The sequence below is a fragment of the Mycoplasma miroungigenitalium genome (assembly GCF_013008635.1).
In the GTDB taxonomy this organism is placed as follows: Bacteria; Bacillota_I; Bacilli_A; order Mycoplasmatales; family Metamycoplasmataceae; genus Mycoplasmopsis; species Mycoplasmopsis miroungigenitalium.
This window is the reverse complement of sequence record NZ_CP053096.1, coordinates 261,109-284,233: the sequence shown is the minus strand read 5'-3', so window position 1 is coordinate 284,233 and position 23,125 is coordinate 261,109. Positions and strand designations below refer to the sequence as shown.

Genomic DNA, 23,125 nt, shown 5'->3' with positions numbered 1-23,125 from the left:
GTAAAAAATATTAAAATGTTATTAAGAAATAAAAAATAAGGAGAAAAATGAAAAAGACAGTATTAATAGTAATAGACGGGTTGGGTTTAGGAAAAAAATACGAAGGTAATGCCTTCGACTTAGCTAAGACTCCAACTCTAGATAAATTTTTAAATCAATATCCTCATTCCTTAATTCAAGCCTCGGGCGAATTTGTGGGTTTGCCAGCAGGACAAATGGGGAATTCAGAAGTTGGTCATTTAAACATTGGCGCAGGTAGGGTTGTATATACTGGTTTAAGCTTAATAAATCATGCGATAAAAACTGGTGATTTTAATAATATCGAGGTTTTAAACAAGGTGATGGATGATGTCAAAAAGTCAGGTAAGACTTTGCATTTAGTTGGATTATTAAGCGACGGTGGCGTCCACTCACATGAAGATCATTTATTTGCTTTAATTGAATTAGCACATCAAAAAGGATTGAAAAATGTTTCTATTCATGCGATTGGCGATGGTCGTGATGTAGCGCCAAAATCAATACTCAATTCTTTAAATCGTCTACAAGAAATTTGTAATGAATATTCATTCAAAATTTCTTCAATCGGGGGTCGTTATTATGGTATGGACAGAGATAAAATGTTCGACCGTATTCAACTTCATTTTGATGCAATAAGAGGTAATACTGACAACAAATTTTCTAACGCAGTTGAATATGTTAACAGTATGTATGGTAAAAATGTTACTGATGAATTTTTAATTCCTGCCGCTAGTGAAAATGGGTTATTTGTTGAAGAAAACGATTCAGTTATTTTCTTCAATTTCAGACCTGACAGAGCAAGACAGTTATCTCACTGCTTTATAGGTTCGGATTTATTCGAATATAATTGTCTTAACGCGGTTAAATTAGATAATTTTGTATCTATGATGAAATACGAAGGTATTAATAGTCAAGTAGCAATCGAAGAGATGAAAGTTGTAAATCCAATTGGCGCCGTAATAGCTAATGCCGGATTAAAACAATTAAGATTAGCTGAAACTCAAAAGTACTCGCATGTCACATATTTTATGGACGGTGGTGTTGACGTCGTATATGACAATTCATCACGTATAATGGTCGATTCTTTAAAGGTCAAAACATACGATTTAGCCCCTAAAATGAGTGCTGAGGAAATTACTAACCAACTAATTGCACACGGGCTGGAAAATGATTTAGTTATCATGAATTATGCCAATCCAGATATGGTCGGTCACACTGGAGTATTGAATGCTACAATCGAAGCAATTGAATGACTTGATACTCAATTAGCTAGAGTATTAGAATGAGCTAACAACAATAATGTAACATTATTCATTACAGCTGACCATGGTAACTCTGAAGTAATGATTGACAAAAAAGGCGGACCAGCTACCAAACATACAGATAATCCCGTTATGTTAGTTTGCACTGACAAAAATGTTGAATTGTCGGATGGTAAATTAGGAAATATAGCGCCAACAGTTCTTAAATACATGGGTATTGAGATTCCGAAAGAAATGACTGAGAATCCTTTAATTTAATATGACGGAAAATAAGTTTAAAAGAGTAGTTTTTAGCGATGTTGACGGCACAATTTACGAGTATCCAACACGTATCATAACTCCCGAAAATAAGAGAACAATAATTAACGCAAAGGTTGAAGATGTTGAATTTGTAATAACCACTGGCAATCCTCTTTTTCAAAAAATGAAGGATTTAACCAGAGAATTTGAATCTAGATATTTAATTACCTCAAACGGAGCTGAAATTTATGATACTCATGAATCAAAATATCTTTATAAAAAAACAATTTCTAATTCCGCGCTATCTAAAATAATGTCAGTTGTTGAAAAATATAATGGCGGAATTTCTTGAAACAACGAAAACGGATTTGGAATTTATAAAGTTTCTAATAACACTAAGAAATTTTTATCTGAGTTTAATGATTTTAATTATGACTCAGAACCTATGCCAAAGATTGAAGACATTTTTAAAATTGAAATTTTGGAACCGGTTCATTGTATTGAACAAATTTATAAAGAACTCGATTCAATGAATCTTGATATTGAAATGGTTTTCTTGTTTGATTTTATTGAAATAACTGCTAAAGATGTTTCGAAAGGGTCAGCTGTTGAATGAATGTGTAACAACATTTTTAATACAGAATTAAAATATGTTATGGCTATTGGCGACAGTAAAAATGATCTATCTATGTTATCAAAAGTAGGATATGGTTATGCCATGGATAATGCTTCAGATTATGTAAAATCTAAGGTTTCCCTTTATACTTCGGATTGTAAACAAAACGGTCTTTCCGAAGCGATTATAGATTACGTTTATAGAACAAAAAATGACAAAATGAAGTCTGATGTTTTAGATAGAGTAAATTCATACAAGGAAAAACAAAGAAAAAAATTTAATTATTAATTTTTAACTCGCTATTTACTAGTGAGTTTTTTATTACAATATTGTCCCAAAAAGAAAATTACATTATTGTTTTCAAATATAAAAACTGTATTTAGGTTAAAATAAGATTTATCTTTTGTGCTTGAAAGAAACTTTAATAACTTTAATGAAACCGAAATTGATTAGACAATAATTAATATTTGAGAATTTTACTAAGGAATAAATATCATTTATGACACAACAATTCCACAATTCCAACCAAAATGTTTAGTGTTTACTATGGAACAATATTAATCGCAATTATTCTTCTTATTCGGTTGATTTTACGGAATAAAAATGGTAATATAAATAGTAGATTAAGGGGGGTAATTGTTGATTGTATATCAAGGAAATAAATACGTTTTATTGTGCACTTTGCACCATATTGAGATTATATGAGAATAATAACGTAACTATAGTTTATGTGTAAATCAGTATTAATTGAAATTAAAATACAGGGTAGTACTTGCTAAGCTGCACAAAAGTATTTTAAATGATTAATTTAAAAAATAGGAGGTATAGATTCTTGCATAGAAGTTGAAATATAAAAGCCAAAAGGCTAAAGTTGGATATTACTCGTAAAGAATTCTCTGACGCTTTAGGATTTTCAAAGGAAGAAGAAAAAAAACTTAAATTCTGAGAAGAAGGATTGGAAAACATTCCAGATGTAATATACAAAAAGATTATGAGTTTTCCAACACGGGCAAAGTATAAAAATCCGGTAAAGCAAAAATTTACTCAGATTGACTTGTTTGCTGGAATTGGCGGGATTAGATTGGGATTTCAAAGAGTCGGAGGAAAAACCGTGTTTTCATCCGAATGAGATAAGTTTGCACAAAAAACATACAGAATAAATTACGGTGAAGTTCCAGCTGGTGATATTACTCAAATAAATCCAAAGTTAATACCAGATCATGATATTTTGTTAGGAGGTTTTCCTTGTCAACCATTTTCACAAGCAGGATTAAAACGAGGATTTGAGGATGCGCGGGGAACTCTTTTCTTCAATATTGCAGAAATTCTTAAAAAAAAAACCTAAAGCATTTATGTTAGAAAATGTCAAACAACTCAGAAGTCATGATAAAGGGAATACTATAAACACAATTCTTAACATTCTTAAAGAATTAAATTACTATGTTCCTGAACCTAAAGTATTGAATGCATATCATTTTGGTGTGCCTCAAAACAGAGAACGCATAATAATTGTTGGTTTTAACAAAGAGTATCTTCCACAAGAATTTGATGAATTCAAGTATCCGGTTGGTTTTGTTGATGATAATGTATGTGTAGGCAATATTTTAGAAAATAATGTCCCTGAAAAATATACAATATCTGACAAGCTTTACGAAGGGCACCTTAAACGAAAAAAAGATAACAAACAAAAAGGAAATGGATTTGGATTTTGTTTGTTTAATACAAAGAGTAAATACACTCACACTATAAGTGCAAGATATTATAAAGACGGAAGCGAAGCATTGATTGAACAGGGTAATAAAAATCCAAGAATGTTAACTCCTAGAGAATGTGCTAGACTTCAGGGATTTCCTGAAGATTTCATAATACCAGTCACAAGAACACAGTCATATAAACAATTTGGAAATTCAGTTTGTATTAATGTTATTGAATCTGTTGCAAATGAGATGATTAAATATTTAGAAAAATATAAAATTTTATAATAAAAGTTGATGCGAAAATTAATATCCATCAACTTTTATTTATTCGTATCTTTCAATTATTAAACTATCTCAATATTTATTATTTGCACGTCATTGCGAATAAGGACGCTTATTCCCTTGATGCATGCCGCTATCAAAGAAAACAATGCCTTTAGTAACAAGGTCAATTCACTGCTCAAAATTAAAAGTGCCGCCAAAACATATTTCTTTATATCTACCATCTGAATCAGTTTTGCAAGTGAATCAGTCTTTTTGATTGAATTTGTTTTCTAACTTATCTTTTAAACTTTTGTCTGTACTGTTTGATGATGGCGATGTTGAACCAAATCATCTTGCAAGTTCAATTTCTCCATGTTGTAGTTGTAAAGGTATAATTGTATGTTTGTTTTGGCGTTGATCTTTACTATAAGAGTATTTTATAACAATGTCTTTGTTTGGTTCAATAATCATTATTTATCCAAAACTTTTATATTCATTTAGATGTGGTATTGGCTTGCCTGACCAAGAACAGCGGTTATTTTTTTCTGGATTTAGTTGACCAAAAAACATACAAAAAATATCCTGTGGAGTTCCAATTGACTGGTCTTTAAATAAATTCGTGTATTGACCGGTTCTGAATATGTATCGATTAGCGGATCAATCTCCAAATGTAGTTTTACTTTTTGTTTCGCTTTTTAATTCGTAACCGTAGAAATCTGCGACATTGTCAGAATCTGGATGTTTTCCGAATTGCTCTTCCAATCAATTTCCAACCTTACCGTCATGTCCAACATTTTTTTCACTAACGTCTGGCTTTTTACCTTTAACATTCTCTCGAAATAATTTAATTAAAAGTTCTTTAATAGAATCCACTACAAATACCTCCAGATAATTGATAATGATTTTTTAGATAATGTCTTGAGATTTTTTCAAATGCGAATTATGATTACCTAAATTAACTTATTTAACATACAATGAGTTTTTAATTATAATTATTATCCCATAATTTATTAAATTTTAACTGTTTTGGTAAAACTAGGCTAAGTTTTAACTCTTTTATAAAATAAAACATAGTAATCAAATTTCTAAAATTGTTTAGTTTCTCTTCATTTTTTATTCAACAAAAATGTATGTCATAACAATCAACTATTTTAATTAATAATATTAATATCAAAATTTAATTTATATTGTTAATGATGTAAAATTAAAAATATGAAAATATTTGACTTTAAATCTACAGAAATGCGTATCGCAGAAAAGACCTTGAAAAAAATTAATGCTTTTGAACCATTAATTAAAAAACTTAGCGACGCAGACCTTAAAAATAAAACATTTCAATTCAAAAGCCGTTTAGCTAATGGAGAGAGTTTAGAATCAATGAGAGCGGAAGTTTTTGCCGTTTCTCGTGAAGCCACCAAAAGAGTTCTTGGGAAAAGACCTTATGATGTTCAAATGATAGGAGGATTGCTTCTTGATTTAGCTTCGGTTGCGGAAATGAAAACTGGTGAAGGTAAAACAATTACTTCAATTGCGCCAGTATATTTGAATGCTCTTGAGGGAAAAGGAGCTATTGTTTCTACTGTTAACGAATATCTTTCGGAACGTGATGCTATTGAGATGGGCGAAGTGTTCAATTGATTGGGTATGACGGTTGGTATCAATAAAGCCCAAATGGAAACTGACGATAAAAGAAGAGCCTACGCAGCAGACATTACTTATTCTGTTCACTCAGAATTAGGTTTTGATTATTTAAGAGATAATATGGCAAGTTCAATGGAAGAGAAAGTTCAGAGAGGCCTTCACTTTTGTCTAATTGACGAAGCTGATTCAATTTTAATTGACGAAGCAAAAACCCCTTTGATTATTTCTGGCGGAGAAGGCGAAGATACTCAAGACTATTTCCTTGCTGATAGATTTGTTAGAACATTAACTGAAGATGACTATGAAATTGATGAAGAATCAAAAGCTATTTCATTGACATTCAGTGGTATTCAAAGAGCAAAAAATTATTTTGGATTTGAAAATCTTTACCATATTGAAAACTCTGAAATGGTGCACCGTATTCAAAACTCACTTAGAGCTCATAAAGTAATGAAAGAAAATGTTGAGTATATTGTTAGAGATGGCAAGGTTGAACTTGTTGATGCTTTTACAGGCCGTATTATGGAAGGGCGTGCTTACTCTGAAGGATTACAACAAGCAATTCAAGCGTGTGCCGGCGTGGAAATACAGAGCGAAACAAAAACTCTAGCAACCATTACTTACCAAAACTTTTTCCGCATGTTTAAAAAGTTGTGTGGTATGACAGGTACCGCCAAAACGGAGGAACAAGAATTCATTGATATTTATAATATGCGTGTTAATGTTGTCCCTACTAACAGGCCCGTTATCAGACAAGATCTACCAGATTCTATTTTTGCCACAGCAGCCGGCAAATGAATAGCTGTTACTGAAAAAATTAAAGAATTATACGAAAAAGGTCAACCAATATTGGTCGGTACAGCTCAAATTGAAGATTCCGAAATATTACACCAATATCTATTGAATGCGATGGTTCCTCATACAGTCCTTAATGCTAAACAAAATGCTTCTGAGGCTGAAATAATCGCGAATGCAGGTCAAGTGAAATCAGTAACCATAGCAACAAATATGGCTGGACGTGGTACTGATATTAAATTAAGCTCAGAAGCTAAAGAGTTAGGTGGCTTATATGTTATAGGTACAGATAAAGCAGAATCAAGACGTATTGATAACCAACTAAGAGGTCGTAGTGGACGTCAAGGGGACCCCGGAACATCCAAATTCTATGTTTCGCTTGATGATCAATTAATGAAGCGTTTCGCAAATTATGAAGAATTTAAGGAACAATTTGCTTCTAAAGGCGATGCTGAAATAACTACTAAATCGCTTATTAAAGGTTTCATAGCCGCTCAAAAGAAAATTGAAGGTGTTAACTATGATTCGCGTAAAAGTGTTCTACATTATGATGATGTTATTCGTCAACAACGTGACCTTTTCTATGCTCAGAGAGATTTAATATTAATTCACGAAGATTTAGAATTCATTATTGAAAGAATGATAAAAAGTGCAGTTAATTCGATAGTAACTAATCCTGAATTTCTAAATAAAACAGGTTCATTTATTTATGAAAAACTTTTATCTCACTTAAATAATGATTTTCTAGGTAAAGGTGTTAGAGAAAAAATTGATTTTGAAGAGTTGAGCAAAATTCATGAAAGTGACATGAAAGAATATTTAACTGAACAAATTCTTGATAAATACGCTATTTGAAGAGGCAACGTTGAGAAAAACTATGCTAAAGATTTATTACTATTTACAGAAAAGAGAATAGTTTTATCAGTTGTCGATAGATATTGACAAAATCATATTAACACAATGGATAAATTACGTTCTAATGTGAATTTGGTTCAATATTCTCAAAAAAACCCATATCAAGTTTATACGGAAGAAGGTAGTAAGAAATTTAATCAAATGTTGGCAAATATTGCTACGGATGTAGCGAAAACAATATTTAACGAACGTTTGGGTACATCAACGCTGATTCCGGTAGAAGTTAGACAAGATCCTTTATTTACAGAGATCAGAAATATAATTGTTTTTGACGACGAAACCTTAGATGATACTGAAAAAGAAAAAAGATTGCTTACCTATTACTATGAAACAAAAAACGCGCAGGTTAATGTTTCGGATGAAAATATGCAAGCAATTGAGGATGATTTCTTTACAAATAAAAACTAGAATAATAAACCATATTAAATAATTAAACTCGAATCGCTACGATTCGTTTTTTATTTTGAATAGATGTAAACTGATTTAAATAAAAAACTTAGTCGGAACTAAGTTTTTTATTGCTTTTCACGCAAACTTTGACAAGTTTGAATAATTTAATTAATTCTATCATTGCGATAAGAACCAATCCTAATAGTATTGATGAAATAATTATAATTGGGTGATTAATGATGTCCGCCATTCTAAAGACTTGGGCAATTTGAGGAACCAATGCAATCAGTAAAATTGTTGTTGCAGAAAATGTTATTGCAGCTCAAACTAATCAGTATTTTTTGAATGAAGAAATAAAAATTGATTTTTCACTCATGAAATTAATAGTGTTGATACCACAGGCAAGACCCAAAGTAATGAAGGCGCAAGTAGATGAAATTTGAGCTAGCTCTAATCCATTTTTGATTGCATATTCAGCGCCAATTGTGTATGAGATTAAAGTTGCAAGACTCAACAATAATGATTGTCAAATAAGTATTGAGCCCATTCCCCGTGAGAAAATACTTTCTTTTTTATTATATGGGTTTCTATCCATAACGTTTTTACCGCTATCCACAAAACCTAAGGCTATTGCTGGTAGGCCATGAGATACAAGATTGATTCATAGTAATTGACTAGCACCGAAAATATAAAATTCATGTAAATAATGTTCTTTATAAGCAAAGAAGAATACGATCATACCAATTAACATTACCAAGATTTCAACTATTGAGGAAACTAATAAGTTCATAATAATTGTTTTGATTTTATCAAATGTAGTACGTCCATTTTTAACAGCGCTAACAATTGTGTTGAAATTATCATCAACCAATATTAAATCTGCTGCCTGTTTTGATACATCAGTTCCAGTTATACCCATAGCACAACCTATATCGGATGCTTTAAGCGCAGGTGCGTCATTTACGCCATCTCCAGTCATTGCAACAACTTCATCGTGTTTTTGTCATGCTTTGACTATACGAAGTTTATCTTCTGGATTTACTCTAGCATAGACAGTTATTTTTTTGACTTTTTCGTTAAGTTCTTCGTCAGACATTTTAGATAATTCGGTACCTGATATACATAAATCATTTTCCTGATAAATACCTAAATTTTTAGCTATAGCTTTAGCTGTAATGATGTGATCTCCAGTAATCATTACTGTTTTAATTCCTGCTCTTTTAGCTTTTTCAACGCTTTCACGAACATTTTCACGTGGGGGGTCGATTAAGGCAATAAGACCAATAAATTCGAAATTTTCTTCATCATTAAATGAAATTTTCTCTTTATCAATCTTTTTACGAGCTAACGCTATAACTCTATATGATTCGCCACCCCATTTATCATTTATTGATTGTATTTCATCTTTATTTATATTAATAGATTTGCTAATAATAATATCGGGTGCACCCTTGGTTATCATTCATTTTTCACTGTTAATTTCGACTAAAACCGAGTGCATTTTACGGTCGCTATCGAAAGGCAATGATTGAATTATTGGTGTTTTTGCTAACGTCTCTTCCTTGGTAATGTTTAATTCATGGGCAAATCTCAACATTCCAGTTTCCGTAGGATCCCCGATCTCATTGAATGTTCTTGTTTTTTTATCAAAATCAATGAAAGCGTCATTGCAAATAGTTAATAATGAGGCTATGTTTTTAAATTTACTTTTGTCTTTATTCTTACTTAATATTAAATTAGATGATAAATCAAAAACATCTACTATTTTCATTTTATTTTCAGTTAAGGTACCTGTCTTATCAGTACATATAATAGACGCAGAACCAAGTGTTTCTACAGCTAATAAGTTTTTAACTAACGCCCTTTCTTTTGATAAAGCTTTAACTCCTACGGATAATAAAACAGTCGTAAAAGTAATTAATCCTTCTGGAATTGCAGCTACTGCTAGACTTATTGCAGTTACTAGCGAGTGTGTATAGATGTCTAAATTGTCTCAAACACCTGTATAAATATTGTTTAGTAAAATTTGAACAAAAAGACTTACAAATAGTAAGACAACACCACCGATACCAAATCACTTGCTTAAGTTATTTAGTTTGTATTGTAAAGGCGTAATATTTTTTCCTTGTTTTTGCATAGATTCATTGATTTTACCTAATTCAGTATTAACTCCAGTAGCAACAACTAATGCTGTTGCTTTACCGTTGGTAACATATGTTCCTGAGTATAATAAGTGTTTATTTTCCGCCAATATAGTATTAGTTTCTGCATTTCAATCAGCAAATTTAGAAATTGGTAAGTTTTCTCCAGTTAATGAAGATTCAACCACCATTAGGTTAGAAGATTCTATAATTTTGCAATCAGCGCTTATAGTATCGCCGGCCGCTAAAATAATTAAATCACCAGGAACAAGGTCTGTTGCTTTTATTTTTACGACCTTTCCGTCACGAATTACATTCGAGTACGTTTCGTTCATTTTTTCTAATGCTCTAACAGCGTTATCGGATTTAACTTCTTGATATGCACCGAGCATTGAGTTTAGTACAATAACTAAAATAATTATCGCTGGTTCAACATAACTAATAGTTAAGTCTACCCCGCTTTTTTTATTAGTAACATGTTCGAAAATGGCTAATCCTAATGAAATTGCAGCACCTATGATTAATAAAATTATCATAGGATCTAAAAATTGTTTAAAGAAAGCCACTACCGGATTTATTTTTTTATTTTTAATTAACGAGTTAGGTCCGAATTCTTGTTTTTTTGATAAAACTTCTTTTGAAGTTAAACCGTTATATTTTAATGATTCCTCTTTATTCATAATTTCTCTTTCTACTTTGGATATTATTTTAATGTATATCATAAATATTAACAAAAAAAGTATAAAAAAATGGCGGAACAGAGAGGATTTGAACCTCCGCGGGTGTTGCCACCCCTACAGCATTAGCAGTGCCGCCTCTTCAGCCTCTTGAGTACTGTCCCATTTTTGCTCTACTATTATATATTTAAATTATATTTATGGGAACAAAAAAAAGTTATTTTTAATATTTTTGCTGTAAAAATTCAATAAGATTTAACAATTTAATGAAAAAATCTCAAAATGAGATTTACTTATTAAGTAGGAAAAGAGTATAAAGAGCGCTTAATGAAGATAGATGTAATTCCGATTTTAAAATTGACTCAAATTCTTCCTGCGCGAATCATTCATTGTAAGCCACTGATTCGAATATTGAACCATCAGTTAGTATGTCATGAGCCGTTAAGTCCGTTACATCAATGACAAAGTTAAATACTTTTTCGTTCATTTGTGTAGTTGCAACACAAACATTATGAGCAATAATGTTAGATAATTCTATTTTGTAACCAGCTTCCTCCAACACTTCATTAATACAACATTGACTTGGAGTTTGATTGTGTTCAATACTACCAGTTATAGCAGATGGATATGGTTGATCTCATCTTTTCTTTTCTTCAACTTCTGGAAGAGGTTGATAATGAATCATAAATTCATATCCAGAATCAACTTTTTTAAACAATAGTGCAGCAATTGAGTTAATACTACGACGTTGACAATAAGTAAAACCTTTATCAGATTTAAATACACTTATTCAGTCATTTTGAAATAGTTTTGTGTTGTTTTTCATCATATCTCCATTCTACGAATATACACATTATTCAATATTTAACAAAAAATGAAACATTTCTGTTTCATTATATATTATTTGCTTAGTGAATTTAAGGCGATTTCAAACATAGTTGAAAATTCTAATAGTCTTTCATCACTAGAAAGGCTAGCTCCGGTCACGATGTTTTCAGAAACCGAAAGCAAAGCACCAGCTTTTTTATTACATCTTAAAGCAGTAGCAAATAATGCAAAGCATTCATTATCCACAACTTGACATTGAGTAACTTTTTTTGTTTCTTCAATGCTTCTTAGACCGTAAAACACGTCTGTAGTATGACAAGAAACTTGTTTTAATTCAACCCCCATATCGTTTGCTGCTTCAATTAGTGAATCCATTGTAGATTTTGTTGGAAACATTTCGTGTGTGCGTTCGCCAACCATAAGTTCAACGAATCCGAAACCATCTGCATAAGCTCTATTAACTAGAACTGGTTGTTTCACATTTAATTCTTCAATATAAGAACCAGTTGAACCTACTCTAATAATTTGTTCAACGCCATAAACAGTATAAAGTTCGTACGCATAAATACCGATTGATGCAGCGCCCATTCCCGAGGCACCGATAGTTACTTGCATTCCGTTATATTCTCCGGTGTAAAATAATACATTTCTTACTGAAGAAACTAATTTTGGATTTTTAAGAAATTTTTTAGCCATGTATTCTGCACGTAATGGATCTCCAGGCATTAATACATATTTTGCTATTTCGCCTTTTTGGGCGCTAATGTGTGGTGTTGGCATGATAGCCTCCTTCTATAATTCTTGAGCTTTTTTATATAATGATTGCAATAGGACGATATCATCTTTATCAATATTAGCTTTTAAATCATCATATAAAGATTTTATTTTTTTATATCTTTCGTCTGAATATTTTGGAGCTTTTTGATGTTCTTCAATATTTGTTTCTAATGTTTTCATTATACTTTTTAAATTATTTCTAGTGTCAAGTAAAGTTATTCTTTCTTGACTAGCTTTGACTACATCTACTAAATTGTGAAGATGTGTTTTATATTCTGAATCTTCATGTTTTTGAGTATCGTTAATTAAGTTTTTAGCATCTAAAATCACCTTTTCTAATTTTGGTGTTAATTTGCTAATTAATTTATCGCTACTGAAGGTCTGATTCTTCATTTTAAGTAAAAGAGTTTTTTCCACATTTTCAACATATTGTTGTAATTCTTGACCATCTTTGCTTAGTTTTGAGCAACTAGCAGCAACGGTAACCATTGGCAAACTAGCCACAAACCCTAGGGTTAATAAAAGTTTTTTATTCATGATTCTCCTTTACGAATTTAATCATACACAATTTGTGTTATTATTTAACTTTTTGTTTGATATATTCCATAATTTTATCTTTAATTTCAGCATTTTCCAATGAATAATCAATAGTTGCCTTAACAAATCCTTCTGTAGAACCAAGATCGTATCTAGTACCTTCGAATTCAAAAGCATAGATTTTTTGATTATATTTGTTTTTTAACTCGTCAAATGCATCAACCACTTGTATTTCATTTTTGCCATCATATTCAATTTTAGACAAAATATCTAATAATTCAGGATTAAATACATATCTTCCAAGAATTGCTTTGTGTGACGGAGCAACTTCCAAAGCGGGTTTTTCTACTGCGTCACTGATTTCAAATGACTTCAAATTTCTTTCTTCATTATTAAGAGGTTTAACAATGCCATATTTGTGAACATTTTCTGATTCTACTGTTTGAACACCCAGGATATTAGCTCCTGTTTTTTCATAAAATTCAATTAGCTGTTTAATGGCAGGAGTGCTTGATTTGATTAAATCATCTCCTAAAATGACAGCAAAAGGTTCATTACCGATTAATTCTTTTGCTGAAGCTAAAGCATCTCCTAATCCGTTTTGTTTTTCTTGGAAAACGAATTTGATGTGTCTAGAACGATTAGTTTTGCGAACCAAATCTAATAGTTTATTTTTGTTTTTTGATTCCAACTCTTTTTCAAGAGCTTCATTAACTGAAAATAAATTCAATATATCTTGTTTGCGTTTGCTAATTACTAAAATAATTTCATCAATGCCAGCCCCCAAAGCTTCGTCAACTAATAAATCTAAAGATGGTCTATTTAGAATAGGTACTAATTCTTTGTGAACTATTTTTGTCATTGGCAAAAATCTTGTTCCTCATCCAGCTGCTGGGATAATTAATTTTTTAACTTTTTTATTCATTTATGTCTCCTATATGAATTGCTAATCAAATTGCATGTTGTGATGTCTTAATAATTTTATGTTTAACATTTTTTTCAATTCGTAAACAGTCTCCTTCTGACATTTCAAAAACATTTCTGTTTTCATCTTCAAGTATTGCTGTTCCCTTGATTAAAAAAGCGTGTTCTAAATCATTGTTTATCATTCAATCGGAATTATATTCAAAAGAATGTATTATCTCAATTTTATGGCCTTTATTATTAAATAAGATACGAGAAGCTTCTTCATTTGTTGATTTAGAATGATCGACATCATCTTTAATAATCATTGCGTCTTTAATTAGTTTTATTTTTTCAAACATATTATTAATTTTAAACAATTCTATAAAAAAAATAAAAAAATGACCGCTAGGGTCATTTGGTCAACTTAATGAAATGGTGCGAACGAATGGACTCGAACCATCGACCTCACGATTATCAGTCGTGTGCTCTAACCAGCTGAGCTACGCTCGCATTTATAGTTGCGGAATTAATTATACCGCAACTTTTTAGATTATTAAATAAAAAATTAAAATTAACGTTTTGAGAATTGACGTGAACGACGCGCTTTACGTAAACCTGGTTTTTTACGTTCTTTAACACGAGCATCACGAGTTAACATACCTGCTGGTTTTAATTTAGCTCTGTATGAATCACTTGCTAATAATAATGCACGAGCAATACCTAAACGGATAGCACCGGCTTGACCACTTAGTCCACCACCACGAACATTAACTGTAATGTCGAAGTTTCCAACTGTTTCGGTTAATGCTAAAGGTTGTGAAGCATCTTGTAAAAATAAATCTGATGCTAAATAAGCTCTTGCATCACGACCATTAATAGTAAATGTACCTTTACCCGGTCTTAAAATAACACGCGCTGTAGAACTTTTACGACGTCCTAAACCACGATATTCGATAACTGATTTTGTAGCCATATTATTTTACCTCTAAACTTTCTGGTTGTTGTGCTTGGTGTGCATGTTCTGGACCTGCATATACAAATAAGTTTTTACGTTGTTTATCACCTAATTTTGTATGAGGTAACATACCGTAGATAGCTTTTTGTACGATTGCTGTAGGTTTTTTAATTCTTAACTTAGCAGCAGTGATGCTTTTTAGACCGCCAGGGTATCCTGTGTGGTGGTAGTAAACTTTGTCTTCTTCTTTGTTAGCTGTTAATACAACTTTTTCAGCATTAATAATAATAACGTTGTCACCCATGTCAGCATTTGGCGTAAAGGTTGGTTTATTCTTTCCTCTTAAAACTGTTGCGACAGTAGCTGCTAAACGACCTAGAACTTGTCCTTCGGCGTCAACAACGTATCATTTTTTATTTGCGTTTTCTTTGTTTACAATAGTTGTTTGTCTCATTGTTTTTCTCCTCAATATTTTTTAATTGGTTAAACCAATTCGTTAACGGGATAATTTTTTACTGGATTTCATTCGTCGAACCGAATGGTATATCGATTTAAGCGACACAAGCTTATCTCGGTATAAATAAAAATATACATTAAATCTACAAAAATAAAAGGAAATTTTTTGGAAAGTTGAATGATATTTCGAATAGTGCAATAAAATTGAATTATGAAAAAACTAAGAAATCATTTTAAAATGTTAAGAAAAATTACTTATTTTGATAATGCTGCACTATGTTTAAAGCCTGATATGGCTATTAAGGCAAGTACAGACTTTTATAAAAAATATTCTGTTAGTGTGAGAACTAACAATGCACCGTTAGGAATCCAAAATATTGCTATTATCAATAGTTTACGTAAAAAAATTTGTGATTTATTAGAGACAAATATCGATGAAACAAAAATTATTTTTACCTCAGGTACCACAGCATCATTAAATATGTTTGCATTAATGATACAATCTAAACTTAAAGCAGGTGACGAAATTTTATTAAGTTCATTTAATCATTCATCAAATTTTGTTCCATGAATAGAAATTTCAAAAAAGACTGGTGCAAAAATAATAGTTAAAAATGACTTACTTAATAATATTAATGATAAAACTAAAGTTATCGCATTTGCTCAGATGAATAACAATTTCAATGTTTCTACTGATATGAAATTAATTAAACAAAAAGCCGAATCAGTCGGGGCAATCATTGTTAATGATGCTGCTCAGGCAATTGTCTACGAACCTGTTAGAGCAAAATTTTCTGATGTTATAGCTTTTAGTTGTAATAAATTTTATGGGCCTACAGGCCTAGGGGTCTTAGCAATAAAAAATGATTTATTAAAAAAACTTGAACCTGTATTTTTTGGAGGTGGATCAGTTCTTAACATAGATAAATCATGCACTTGAATTAAAAATGACTCAATTGATTTATTTGAATCAGGTACGGCTAATTTTGCTGGTATTTATATGTTTGATAAAGCGCTCGATTTCTTTAATACTTATTTAGGATATGAAAAAACACAAAAAATTTTGAATGATTTATCTAATTATGCCTATAAAAAACTATCAAAAATTCCGAATATTCAAATTTATACACAGCCAAATGATCACATTATTTTATTCAATATTAAAGGTGTAGATTCTCATGATATTGCGCACTATTTAGGTACTCAAAATATATATGTAAGATCTGGACTTTTCTGCGCATATTATGTTAGAAATATAACACAGGAAAATTCATATGTCAGAGTCTCATTAGGAGTTTATAATAATAAAAAAGAAATCAGAAAACTTGTTGATTCTTTAGAAAAAGGAGGGGATTTCATTGTCATTTAATCACGAACAAAAACGCCAAATTATTATGGCGCATTACTTAGAACCCGAATATAAAAAAATACTAGATAATAATAAAATAACCAGACATGGGAAAGCGTGTGCTGATTATCTTGAATTCAGTTTTGAAATTAACAATAATAAAATAAATAATTTGTATTTTGATGCGAAGGGCTGCGCATTTATGATTGCTTCTACTGATTTAATTTGTAAAGAACTTAATGGCAAAAGTGTAGATGAAGCATCTAATTTCATTGAAAAATATGAATCTTTTATTAAAAATGGTGGGGATAATTCAATTGAAAATGAACTAGGAGAGTTAGCAATTTTTAATAATGTTAAAGAACACCCTAATAGATATTATTGTGCAACGTTACTATCAAGTGCTCTTAAAGAAGAGTTAAATGTCTAAAATAATTTTTCATATTGATTTTGATTCTTATTTTGCTAGCGCACATCGCGTATTGAACCCTCAGTATGATGGTAAACCCATTGCAATTGGCAAAAATCTTAAACGTTCGATTGCTTGTTCAGTAAGTTATGAGTTAAAAGCAAAAGGCGCAAAATCAGGGTGACCCAATTACAAAATTTTAGAAAAAGAACCAAGAACAATTTTTATAGAGCCAAATTTCGATTTATATATTAATTTGTCAAACAAAATATTTGATTTTCTAGGAGAAAATTACACTAAAAATATAGAGGTCTATTCAATAGATGAGTGTTGGGTGGATGTGACAAATATTACTGATGAAAATAATGCAGTCAATTTAGCGAAATCAATACAAAAACGTGTATATTCGAAGTTTCGTATACCTATTTCCATTGGCATTTCCCACAATAAATTTCTGGCTAAATTATCAACTAATCTAGCCAAACCTTTTGGTGTTCTCCATACCAAGGTAATAGATATTAAAGATAGAATTTGACCATTAGGAATTGATGAATATTTTGGTATCGGTGAGAGTACTTCTCAAAGGTTAAAGGAAATTGGAATTGACACAATAGGGAAATTAGCCTCTCGTGACAAAAATGATTACGATTTATATGAAATTTTTCGTTCAAGAACCAAGCGTTTCATCGATGAAGCGAAGGGCATATTTAATGAAGAATTAAATTATGGACATAATGATTTAAAATCAATAGGAAATGAATTAACATTTTTGTCTTTTGATTTGGATGAACGCGATGAGATATTAAAAATTTTATTTAATTTATGTCAAAAAGTAAGTTTACGAGCTAAGAATCGTAATGCTGTTGGTCACGTAATAACTGTTTCGGTAAGAAGCACTGCTAAACGCTGAACTCGTCAACAAATGACGCTCAATATTCCAACTAATGACAGCGATGAGATTTACTCTAAAGCCAGTTCAATTTTCAATAACATATTTAAAGAGAATTTTATTAGAGGCATTGGAGTCAAATTATCTCGTTTAGTAAACGAATTTGATGTCGTAAAACCAATATCATTATTTGAAGCTACTGAACACGAAGACAAAATTAAAAGTATTATTAAAAATATAAATTATAAAATGAGAGTAAAATCATTAAAAACTGGTGACGAATTCGAAAGAGATAAAGTCAAGGAAAATATTCAGTCACGTTATTTATGCGAAGATACAGCAAAGAAAGGATAATTATGAAAATAGGATTATTTGGAGGTAGTTTTAATCCAGTCCATAATGGACATATTAAGATTGCCAAATATGCTTATGAACAATTAGGGCTAGATAAATTGATTTTTATTCCTGCAGCCACTAATCCATTCAAGAAAAAACAAAAAAATGTTAGCGCTCAGGACAGAATTAAAATGATAGAGTTATCAATATATGATTGCCCTGAGAACTTTGAAATTTCGGAGTATGAAATTAAGAAAGGCGGTGTAAGTTATACTTATCAAACAATTAGATATTTTGCTAAAAAATACGAATCAGATGAATTATTTTTCCTTATTGGTTCAGATTGTCTGCCTACCTTACATAAATGAGAATTTATTGAAGAAATCACCAAAACTGCCAAATTCGTAGTTTTTAAACGAAGCAATAATTTCAATAAAACAAACATTAAAAGATTTAATCTCATAAAACTTAATAACGAATTGTATGAAGAATCCTCAACCGCCATCAGAAAAGGAGTTTTGTCTTACACTGACCCCAAGGTCAATGCTTTTATAGGTCAAAACAGACTATTTGCTAAAGAAATTGTGCACTCCACATTAACGGCTTTAAGAGCTAAACATTCAGTAGCCACTGCTGAATTCAGCGCTAAATTAGCAAAAGCTAATGGTTTAACTTATAATCAGGGATATTATGCAGGTCTCTTCCACGATATTTGTAAAGAAGTTCCGGAACAAGCATCAAGAGAGTTTATATCTAGTTTTGGATTAAATGGGTTTGATAAGAGCATTTATCCTCGACACAAGTTACACCAAGTTTGTGGTTCATTATGAGTTAAATATGTTTATATGATTAATGACCAATCTATTGTTGACGCTATCGAGTGTCACACCACTTTAAAAAGCAATCTAACAAAATTAGATAAAATTTTGTTTATTGCGGACAAAATTTGTGATGGCAGAGCTTTTAGTGGAGTTCAAAAATTACGTCAATTAGCTCTTGAAAATCTCGAAGAAGGTTTTAAACAAGTGGTTATAGTTAATTATGAATATAATAAATCTAAAGGTGTGGTTTTTGATGATGAACAGCAAAAAATCTATGATAAATGGATGGAATAGAGATGGAAAAATGGAAGAAATAAGATTACACAAATTTATAGCTCAGGCGGGTTTAGCATCTAGACGCGAGGCTGAAAAAATGATTAAGGAAGGAAAAGTTCTTGTTAACGGCATAGTCGCTAAATTAGGTGCCAAGGTCACTAAAAATGATATTGTAACAATTAATGGTAAAGTAATTGAAAACAAAGTTGATAAACTTGTATATTTCGTACTTAATAAACCTAAAAAAACTGTTTCTAGTTCAAAAGATCAGTTTGGGCGTCAGACAGTGGTTGATTTAGTACCTAATAATTATAGAGTTGTTCCGGTTGGGAGACTTGATTACAATACAACTGGAACAATCATTTTGACGAATGATTTGCAAATGGTTAATGAATTAACTCACCCTAAATATGAAATACCCAGAACATATCGTGCGCGTATTGATGAACCACTTTCACTAAGAAAATTCAGAATGTTAAATGAAGGGGTAATGGTAAATAATAAACTTTCAAAGCAAATAGTTGACCAAGTTGAGCACAAAAGTTATCTTGTCACATTACATGTTGGCTCATATCATCATGTTAAAAAGCTTTTCGAATCTATTGGTCATAAAGTGATTAATTTAAAACGTGTATCGTTTGCTAATATTAATGTAGATAAAATGCCTGAAGGCACTTATCGTGAATTAACCCTTAAAGAACTAAAAGACTTAAAAAACATTATTAGAATTCAAAAAGAAAAATTGAATAAAAAAGAAATAGAGTAATCTCTATTTTTTGTTTTCAATTGAATAATAAGTAAATCAGTAAAAAAATAGAGCCAAGCTCTATTATGCGAATTGTTTTTCATACTCAGCAGCTTGAGCGAAAAACTTATGTTCAATTTTTCTACTTCACGACAATTTGGCTTGGTCGATATTTGGTAGTTTTTTAGTTGTATAATGTCAAGAAAAGCCAAATAAAATCATTGACGAAATTAATGAGTTAACTACAAATGCAATAAGTATTGCATAATTACTTCATTCATAGCTTCCGGTATAACGGAATATTAACGAACCTATCAATCAGCTTAAAGGGGCAATTATTAGGTAACAAATGAAATTTTCCATTGAGACTGATAATAATGATTTTTCAATATCATTTGTTCCTTGGAAAAGTAAGACTGATGAAATTGAGAATGATAGAAAGACAATTCTTAACATCATAACTCTCATGAATTTTGCAACCTCATATTTAGTATCATCAGTAGTATTTAGAATTTTAACAATGACAGATTCGGCAGTTGCGGCCACTAAAATATATGACAACACTGCATAAGTTACAGCAACTATTAATGTTCATATATATATTTCTCTACATCTTTTAAAGTCACGTTTTACGTAATTAAATGATAATAACGATCTTGCACCATCATTTATTCCAAATATTGCCATTACGAATAGGAATAAAACGGGCATACATTTAGCTAAGTAGAATTGATAGCTTCCGCTCAAGGAGAATGAAGTTTTGGTAAATAGTAAGTTCAATACCGCAAAAGCTATTGCTGTACCAAAACCACGAACAAACCCACTAGCACCAAGTAAAAATGTAGGTCCAAGAAGCGCTTTATTAAATTTAAATTTAAACAATTTTCTAAAGTCCAATCATGATTTGCCTTTTACATTTAAGTAAATTACGTATCACACATACATTAATAAGTTAAATGTTCATCCTATTACAGTGGCTACGACACCTCCTAAAACACCTTGTTTCAAAACAATAATAAAGATAGCATCAAGAGAAATGTTTATAACGTTAGAACCGATTCCGACTCCCATCGTATAAACGTTATACCCTTCAGCTCTAATAAAGTAAGAAAGGAATAAGCTTAAACCTTGAATAATTGTTCCTGATGCATAAATATATACATATTGACTTGCTCACGAAACACTCATATTGTGAGCGGCATCGTAATATGCTTGAAGCAATTCTCTTTCATTGCTGTCTTTTACAACATTAGGGTCAACAATGTTTCGACCAGCCAACGAGTCTATTAATCCAGACCCAACAAGAGTAAATGAGATTAATGTTGCTAAAAGTGATAGACTAAAGCAAACTCAAAACATAGTTGCTCATAAGTTTTTACCAGTAAATTCATAACCTTTACCAATACATTTTGTGTAATAAATACTTGCTCCAACCGGTATTAAAAAAACTATTGAGTTTGAAAATACAATTAAAGGTTGAAATGCAGCGTTAGCAGTTGAGACTATTAAATTACCGTTAATTTCTGGAATGCCGGCTCCGACACTTTTATATTTTTCATATAAAGCATAATATTCATCATGCGTGATGTGACGAATGTTTAAGGAAGGTAAGAAATTATAAATTTCTCCTGGGTTAGTATTTGTATCAAAAATTATTTTTGTTTTTGGCACAAATTGCTGAATAAAGATAGTGTCTGCGAATGAATACAATCCAACCATTAAAGCTGTAAGAAGTGAAGGAATAACAACTATTCAAATAGCTTTTTTAATTGGGGTATTACCAAATAATCTGTTTGCACGATCTTGTTTGATGTGTTTTCTTTGTTCATTTTCCATAGATGAATCTCCTTTCTAATATTTAAAATTTGACGAATAAAAAAAGCAACAATAAATTACTTGATTTATTGGTATTTAATATAAAACGTCGCGAATGCTTGTTTTTTTGGATTGTTTATTTAATATTTGTTTTGACTAAAGTCATAACGACGTGTATTTAAATGCATTCTTATTTTATACAAAATATGCGAGTAACGTAAAAAATTTTTTTAAACTTATATCACTTATTTAAAGGGCTATTTGTAAAATTAGGGAATTTATTTTCTTATATTATATTGTTTTTGCTCCTATTTTTTTATTTTTTGAATAGTAATAAAAAATAAGTCAGATTTTGAAAAAAATCTGACTTATAAAAAAGTATTATTTTAAGTTAATTTTAGCAACCACTTCAGATAGTTGTTCTAATGAGTTTATAACAAATCCTGACGAGTTTTTATGACCTCCGCCCCCGAAATAATTTGCTATTTTATTAACATCATAATACGAACGCGATCTGATAGAACAGCGATATTTACCCTCTACATTTTTAAGTACACAAAGTGAAACTTCGGTATCGGCAATATCTAAAAATGTATTAACTAAAGGTCTGACAATATCATTTGAAATAGTTTCTTTGCTTATTATATAGGTGACAATACCATCAGTTTTTGCAGTTGATATTGTTTCGAAAATAAGTTTTTTCTCTTCCTTGTTTAGCTGCATTTGAAGAAGAACTTCTTTATATTCTAAACCTTGTTTAAGCAAATATGACATGACATCAAATGTTGTTGAAGAGATGTTTCTTTCAGCGAAATTGTTTGTATCGGTCAATATCGCAACCGCCAGTCCCTTTAAAGCTTTTTGATTTAATTTCAAATTTAATGTCATTACCATTTCAGCAAGTAGTTGACCAGTAGCAGGTCAATAATCACCGCCAATTTCAAATTTTCATTTTTCTTCACAAGGATGATGATCAAATTTAAGCGATTCTTCCGTTATGACTCTTTTATCAAATATTCTTTTCTTTGCAGATGTATCAACGACCACAACTAAAGATTTATCAAAAAATTCATCATCGACTAACGAAAGCTCCTTTTCAAATAAAAAATTTAAGTTTCTCGGACAGTCACCACCAGATATTTTTACCTCTTTAATGTTTTTACAATTTAATTCAATAATTTCTTTAAATGCGACTGAAGAACCGATTGTATCGCCGTCCGGGTTAGTGTGAGTACATAATGTAACATATTCATGTTGATTAATGATTTCTCAAAATTTTTTAAATTTATCTTTCATATTCATAACAATATTATTATACAAGTAATTCTTTATAACTTTAAGCTCAATAACTTTTGGCTTTTGCTATATATA

The 23,125-nt window shown here is 30.8% G+C and carries 18 protein-coding genes, 2 tRNA genes and 2 pseudogenes; 9 read left to right on the top strand and 13 right to left on the bottom strand.

Annotated elements, in window-relative coordinates:
* The first annotated feature begins 47 nt into the window (after window positions 1-47).
* From gpmI to HLA87_RS03670, 3 genes and pseudogenes are all read left to right on the top strand, one after another.
* The gene (gene gpmI / locus HLA87_RS01315) at window positions 48-1,538 is read left to right on the top strand and encodes a 2,3-bisphosphoglycerate-independent phosphoglycerate mutase (protein ID WP_171111147.1); all 1,491 of its coding nucleotides are present in this window, start codon (window positions 48-50) and stop codon (window positions 1,536-1,538) included.
* 1 nt (window position 1,539) lies between these two features.
* A complete protein-coding gene (locus tag HLA87_RS01310) occupies window positions 1,540-2,424 on the top strand; it encodes a Cof-type HAD-IIB family hydrolase (protein WP_171111145.1) in 885 nt (294 codons plus the stop codon).
* A 511-nt stretch (window positions 2,425-2,935) separates the two neighbouring features.
* A pseudogene (locus HLA87_RS03670) lies at window positions 2,936-4,118 on the top strand (DNA cytosine methyltransferase).
* A 39-nt stretch (window positions 4,119-4,157) separates the two neighbouring features.
* Here the strand turns inward: HLA87_RS03670 and HLA87_RS03590 are convergent.
* A pseudogene (locus tag HLA87_RS03590) lies at window positions 4,158-4,970 on the bottom strand (LlaMI family restriction endonuclease).
* Window positions 4,971-5,309: 339 nt separating this feature from the next.
* Between HLA87_RS03590 and secA the strand changes: the two are divergent.
* Window positions 5,310-7,856, top strand: coding sequence for a preprotein translocase subunit SecA (secA, locus tag HLA87_RS01295; protein ID WP_171111144.1), 2,547 nt, complete (start codon window positions 5,310-5,312; stop codon window positions 7,854-7,856).
* 88 nt (window positions 7,857-7,944) lie between these two features.
* Here the strand turns inward: secA and HLA87_RS01290 are convergent, their stop codons facing one another.
* The 10 genes from HLA87_RS01290 to rplM all read right to left on the bottom strand — a co-directional run bounded on the left by HLA87_RS01290 (window position 7,945) and on the right by rplM (window position 15,113).
* Window positions 7,945-10,659, bottom strand: coding sequence for a cation-translocating P-type ATPase (locus HLA87_RS01290; protein WP_171111142.1), 2,715 nt, complete (start codon window positions 10,657-10,659; stop codon window positions 7,945-7,947).
* Window positions 10,660-10,729: 70 nt separating this feature from the next.
* Window positions 10,730-10,820 (bottom strand) — tRNA-Ser (locus tag HLA87_RS01285).
* Between the two features lie 125 nt (window positions 10,821-10,945).
* Window positions 10,946-11,482: an NUDIX hydrolase gene (locus HLA87_RS01280; protein WP_171111140.1), complete on the bottom strand. Its 537-nt coding sequence runs from the start codon at window positions 11,480-11,482 to the stop codon at window positions 10,946-10,948.
* 74 nt (window positions 11,483-11,556) lie between these two features.
* Window positions 11,557-12,264, bottom strand: coding sequence for a phosphorylase family protein (locus HLA87_RS01275; protein ID WP_171111138.1), 708 nt, complete (start codon window positions 12,262-12,264; stop codon window positions 11,557-11,559).
* A gap of 12 nt (window positions 12,265-12,276) precedes the next feature.
* A complete protein-coding gene (locus tag HLA87_RS01270; RefSeq protein WP_171111136.1) occupies window positions 12,277-12,798 on the bottom strand; it encodes a hypothetical protein in 522 nt (173 codons plus the stop codon).
* A 40-nt stretch (window positions 12,799-12,838) separates the two neighbouring features.
* Complete coding sequence (locus HLA87_RS01265) at window positions 12,839-13,723, bottom strand: UTP--glucose-1-phosphate uridylyltransferase (RefSeq protein WP_171111134.1); 885 nt, start codon at window positions 13,721-13,723, stop codon at window positions 12,839-12,841.
* A complete protein-coding gene (locus HLA87_RS01260; RefSeq protein ID WP_171111132.1) occupies window positions 13,716-14,063 on the bottom strand; it encodes a cupin domain-containing protein in 348 nt (115 codons plus the stop codon). Before HLA87_RS01260 ends, HLA87_RS01265 begins: the two co-directional genes overlap by 8 nt.
* Before the next feature lie 74 nt (window positions 14,064-14,137).
* A tRNA-Ile gene (locus HLA87_RS01255) sits at window positions 14,138-14,214 on the bottom strand.
* 61 nt (window positions 14,215-14,275) lie between these two features.
* Window positions 14,276-14,677 (bottom strand): 30S ribosomal protein S9, encoded by a 402-nt coding sequence (gene rpsI / locus HLA87_RS01250; protein WP_171111130.1) that lies wholly within the window; start codon window positions 14,675-14,677, stop codon window positions 14,276-14,278.
* Window position 14,678: 1 nt separating this feature from the next.
* Window positions 14,679-15,113 carry a 50S ribosomal protein L13 gene (rplM, locus tag HLA87_RS01245; protein WP_171111128.1) on the bottom strand — a complete coding sequence of 145 codons (435 nt, stop codon included), beginning with the start codon at window positions 15,111-15,113 and terminating at the stop codon, window positions 14,679-14,681.
* A gap of 213 nt (window positions 15,114-15,326) precedes the next feature.
* Here rplM and HLA87_RS01240 point away from each other — a divergent pair, with 213 nt between their 5' ends.
* Genes HLA87_RS01240 through HLA87_RS01220 form a run of 5 tightly spaced genes read left to right on the top strand, consistent with a single transcriptional unit; the run spans window position 15,327 to window position 19,960 of the window.
* Window positions 15,327-16,484: an aminotransferase class V-fold PLP-dependent enzyme gene (locus HLA87_RS01240; RefSeq protein WP_237022895.1), complete on the top strand. Its 1,158-nt coding sequence runs from the start codon at window positions 15,327-15,329 to the stop codon at window positions 16,482-16,484.
* Complete coding sequence (locus tag HLA87_RS01235; RefSeq protein ID WP_237022753.1) at window positions 16,474-16,893, top strand: iron-sulfur cluster assembly scaffold protein; 420 nt, start codon at window positions 16,474-16,476, stop codon at window positions 16,891-16,893. The genes HLA87_RS01240 and HLA87_RS01235 overlap by 11 nt, the downstream gene beginning before the upstream one ends.
* Entirely contained in the window at window positions 16,886-18,115 is a 1,230-nt protein-coding gene (locus HLA87_RS01230) for a Y-family DNA polymerase (protein WP_171111126.1), read from the top strand. Before HLA87_RS01235 ends, HLA87_RS01230 begins: the two co-directional genes overlap by 8 nt.
* 2 nt (window positions 18,116-18,117) lie before the next feature.
* A complete protein-coding gene (locus tag HLA87_RS01225; RefSeq protein WP_171111124.1) occupies window positions 18,118-19,212 on the top strand; it encodes a nicotinate-nucleotide adenylyltransferase in 1,095 nt (364 codons plus the stop codon).
* Complete coding sequence (locus HLA87_RS01220) at window positions 19,193-19,960, top strand: pseudouridine synthase (RefSeq protein ID WP_237022752.1); 768 nt, start codon at window positions 19,193-19,195, stop codon at window positions 19,958-19,960. The genes HLA87_RS01225 and HLA87_RS01220 overlap by 20 nt, the downstream gene beginning before the upstream one ends.
* 63 nt (window positions 19,961-20,023) lie before the next feature.
* Here HLA87_RS01220 and HLA87_RS01215 read toward each other — a convergent pair whose 3' ends face one another.
* A complete protein-coding gene (locus HLA87_RS01215; RefSeq protein ID WP_171111122.1) occupies window positions 20,024-21,775 on the bottom strand; it encodes an MATE family efflux transporter in 1,752 nt (583 codons plus the stop codon).
* 360 nt (window positions 21,776-22,135) lie between these two features.
* Window positions 22,136-23,056, bottom strand: a complete 921-nt coding sequence (locus tag HLA87_RS01210; RefSeq protein ID WP_237022751.1) for a DHH family phosphoesterase — start codon at window positions 23,054-23,056, stop codon at window positions 22,136-22,138.
* Between the last annotated feature and the right edge of the window lie 69 nt (window positions 23,057-23,125).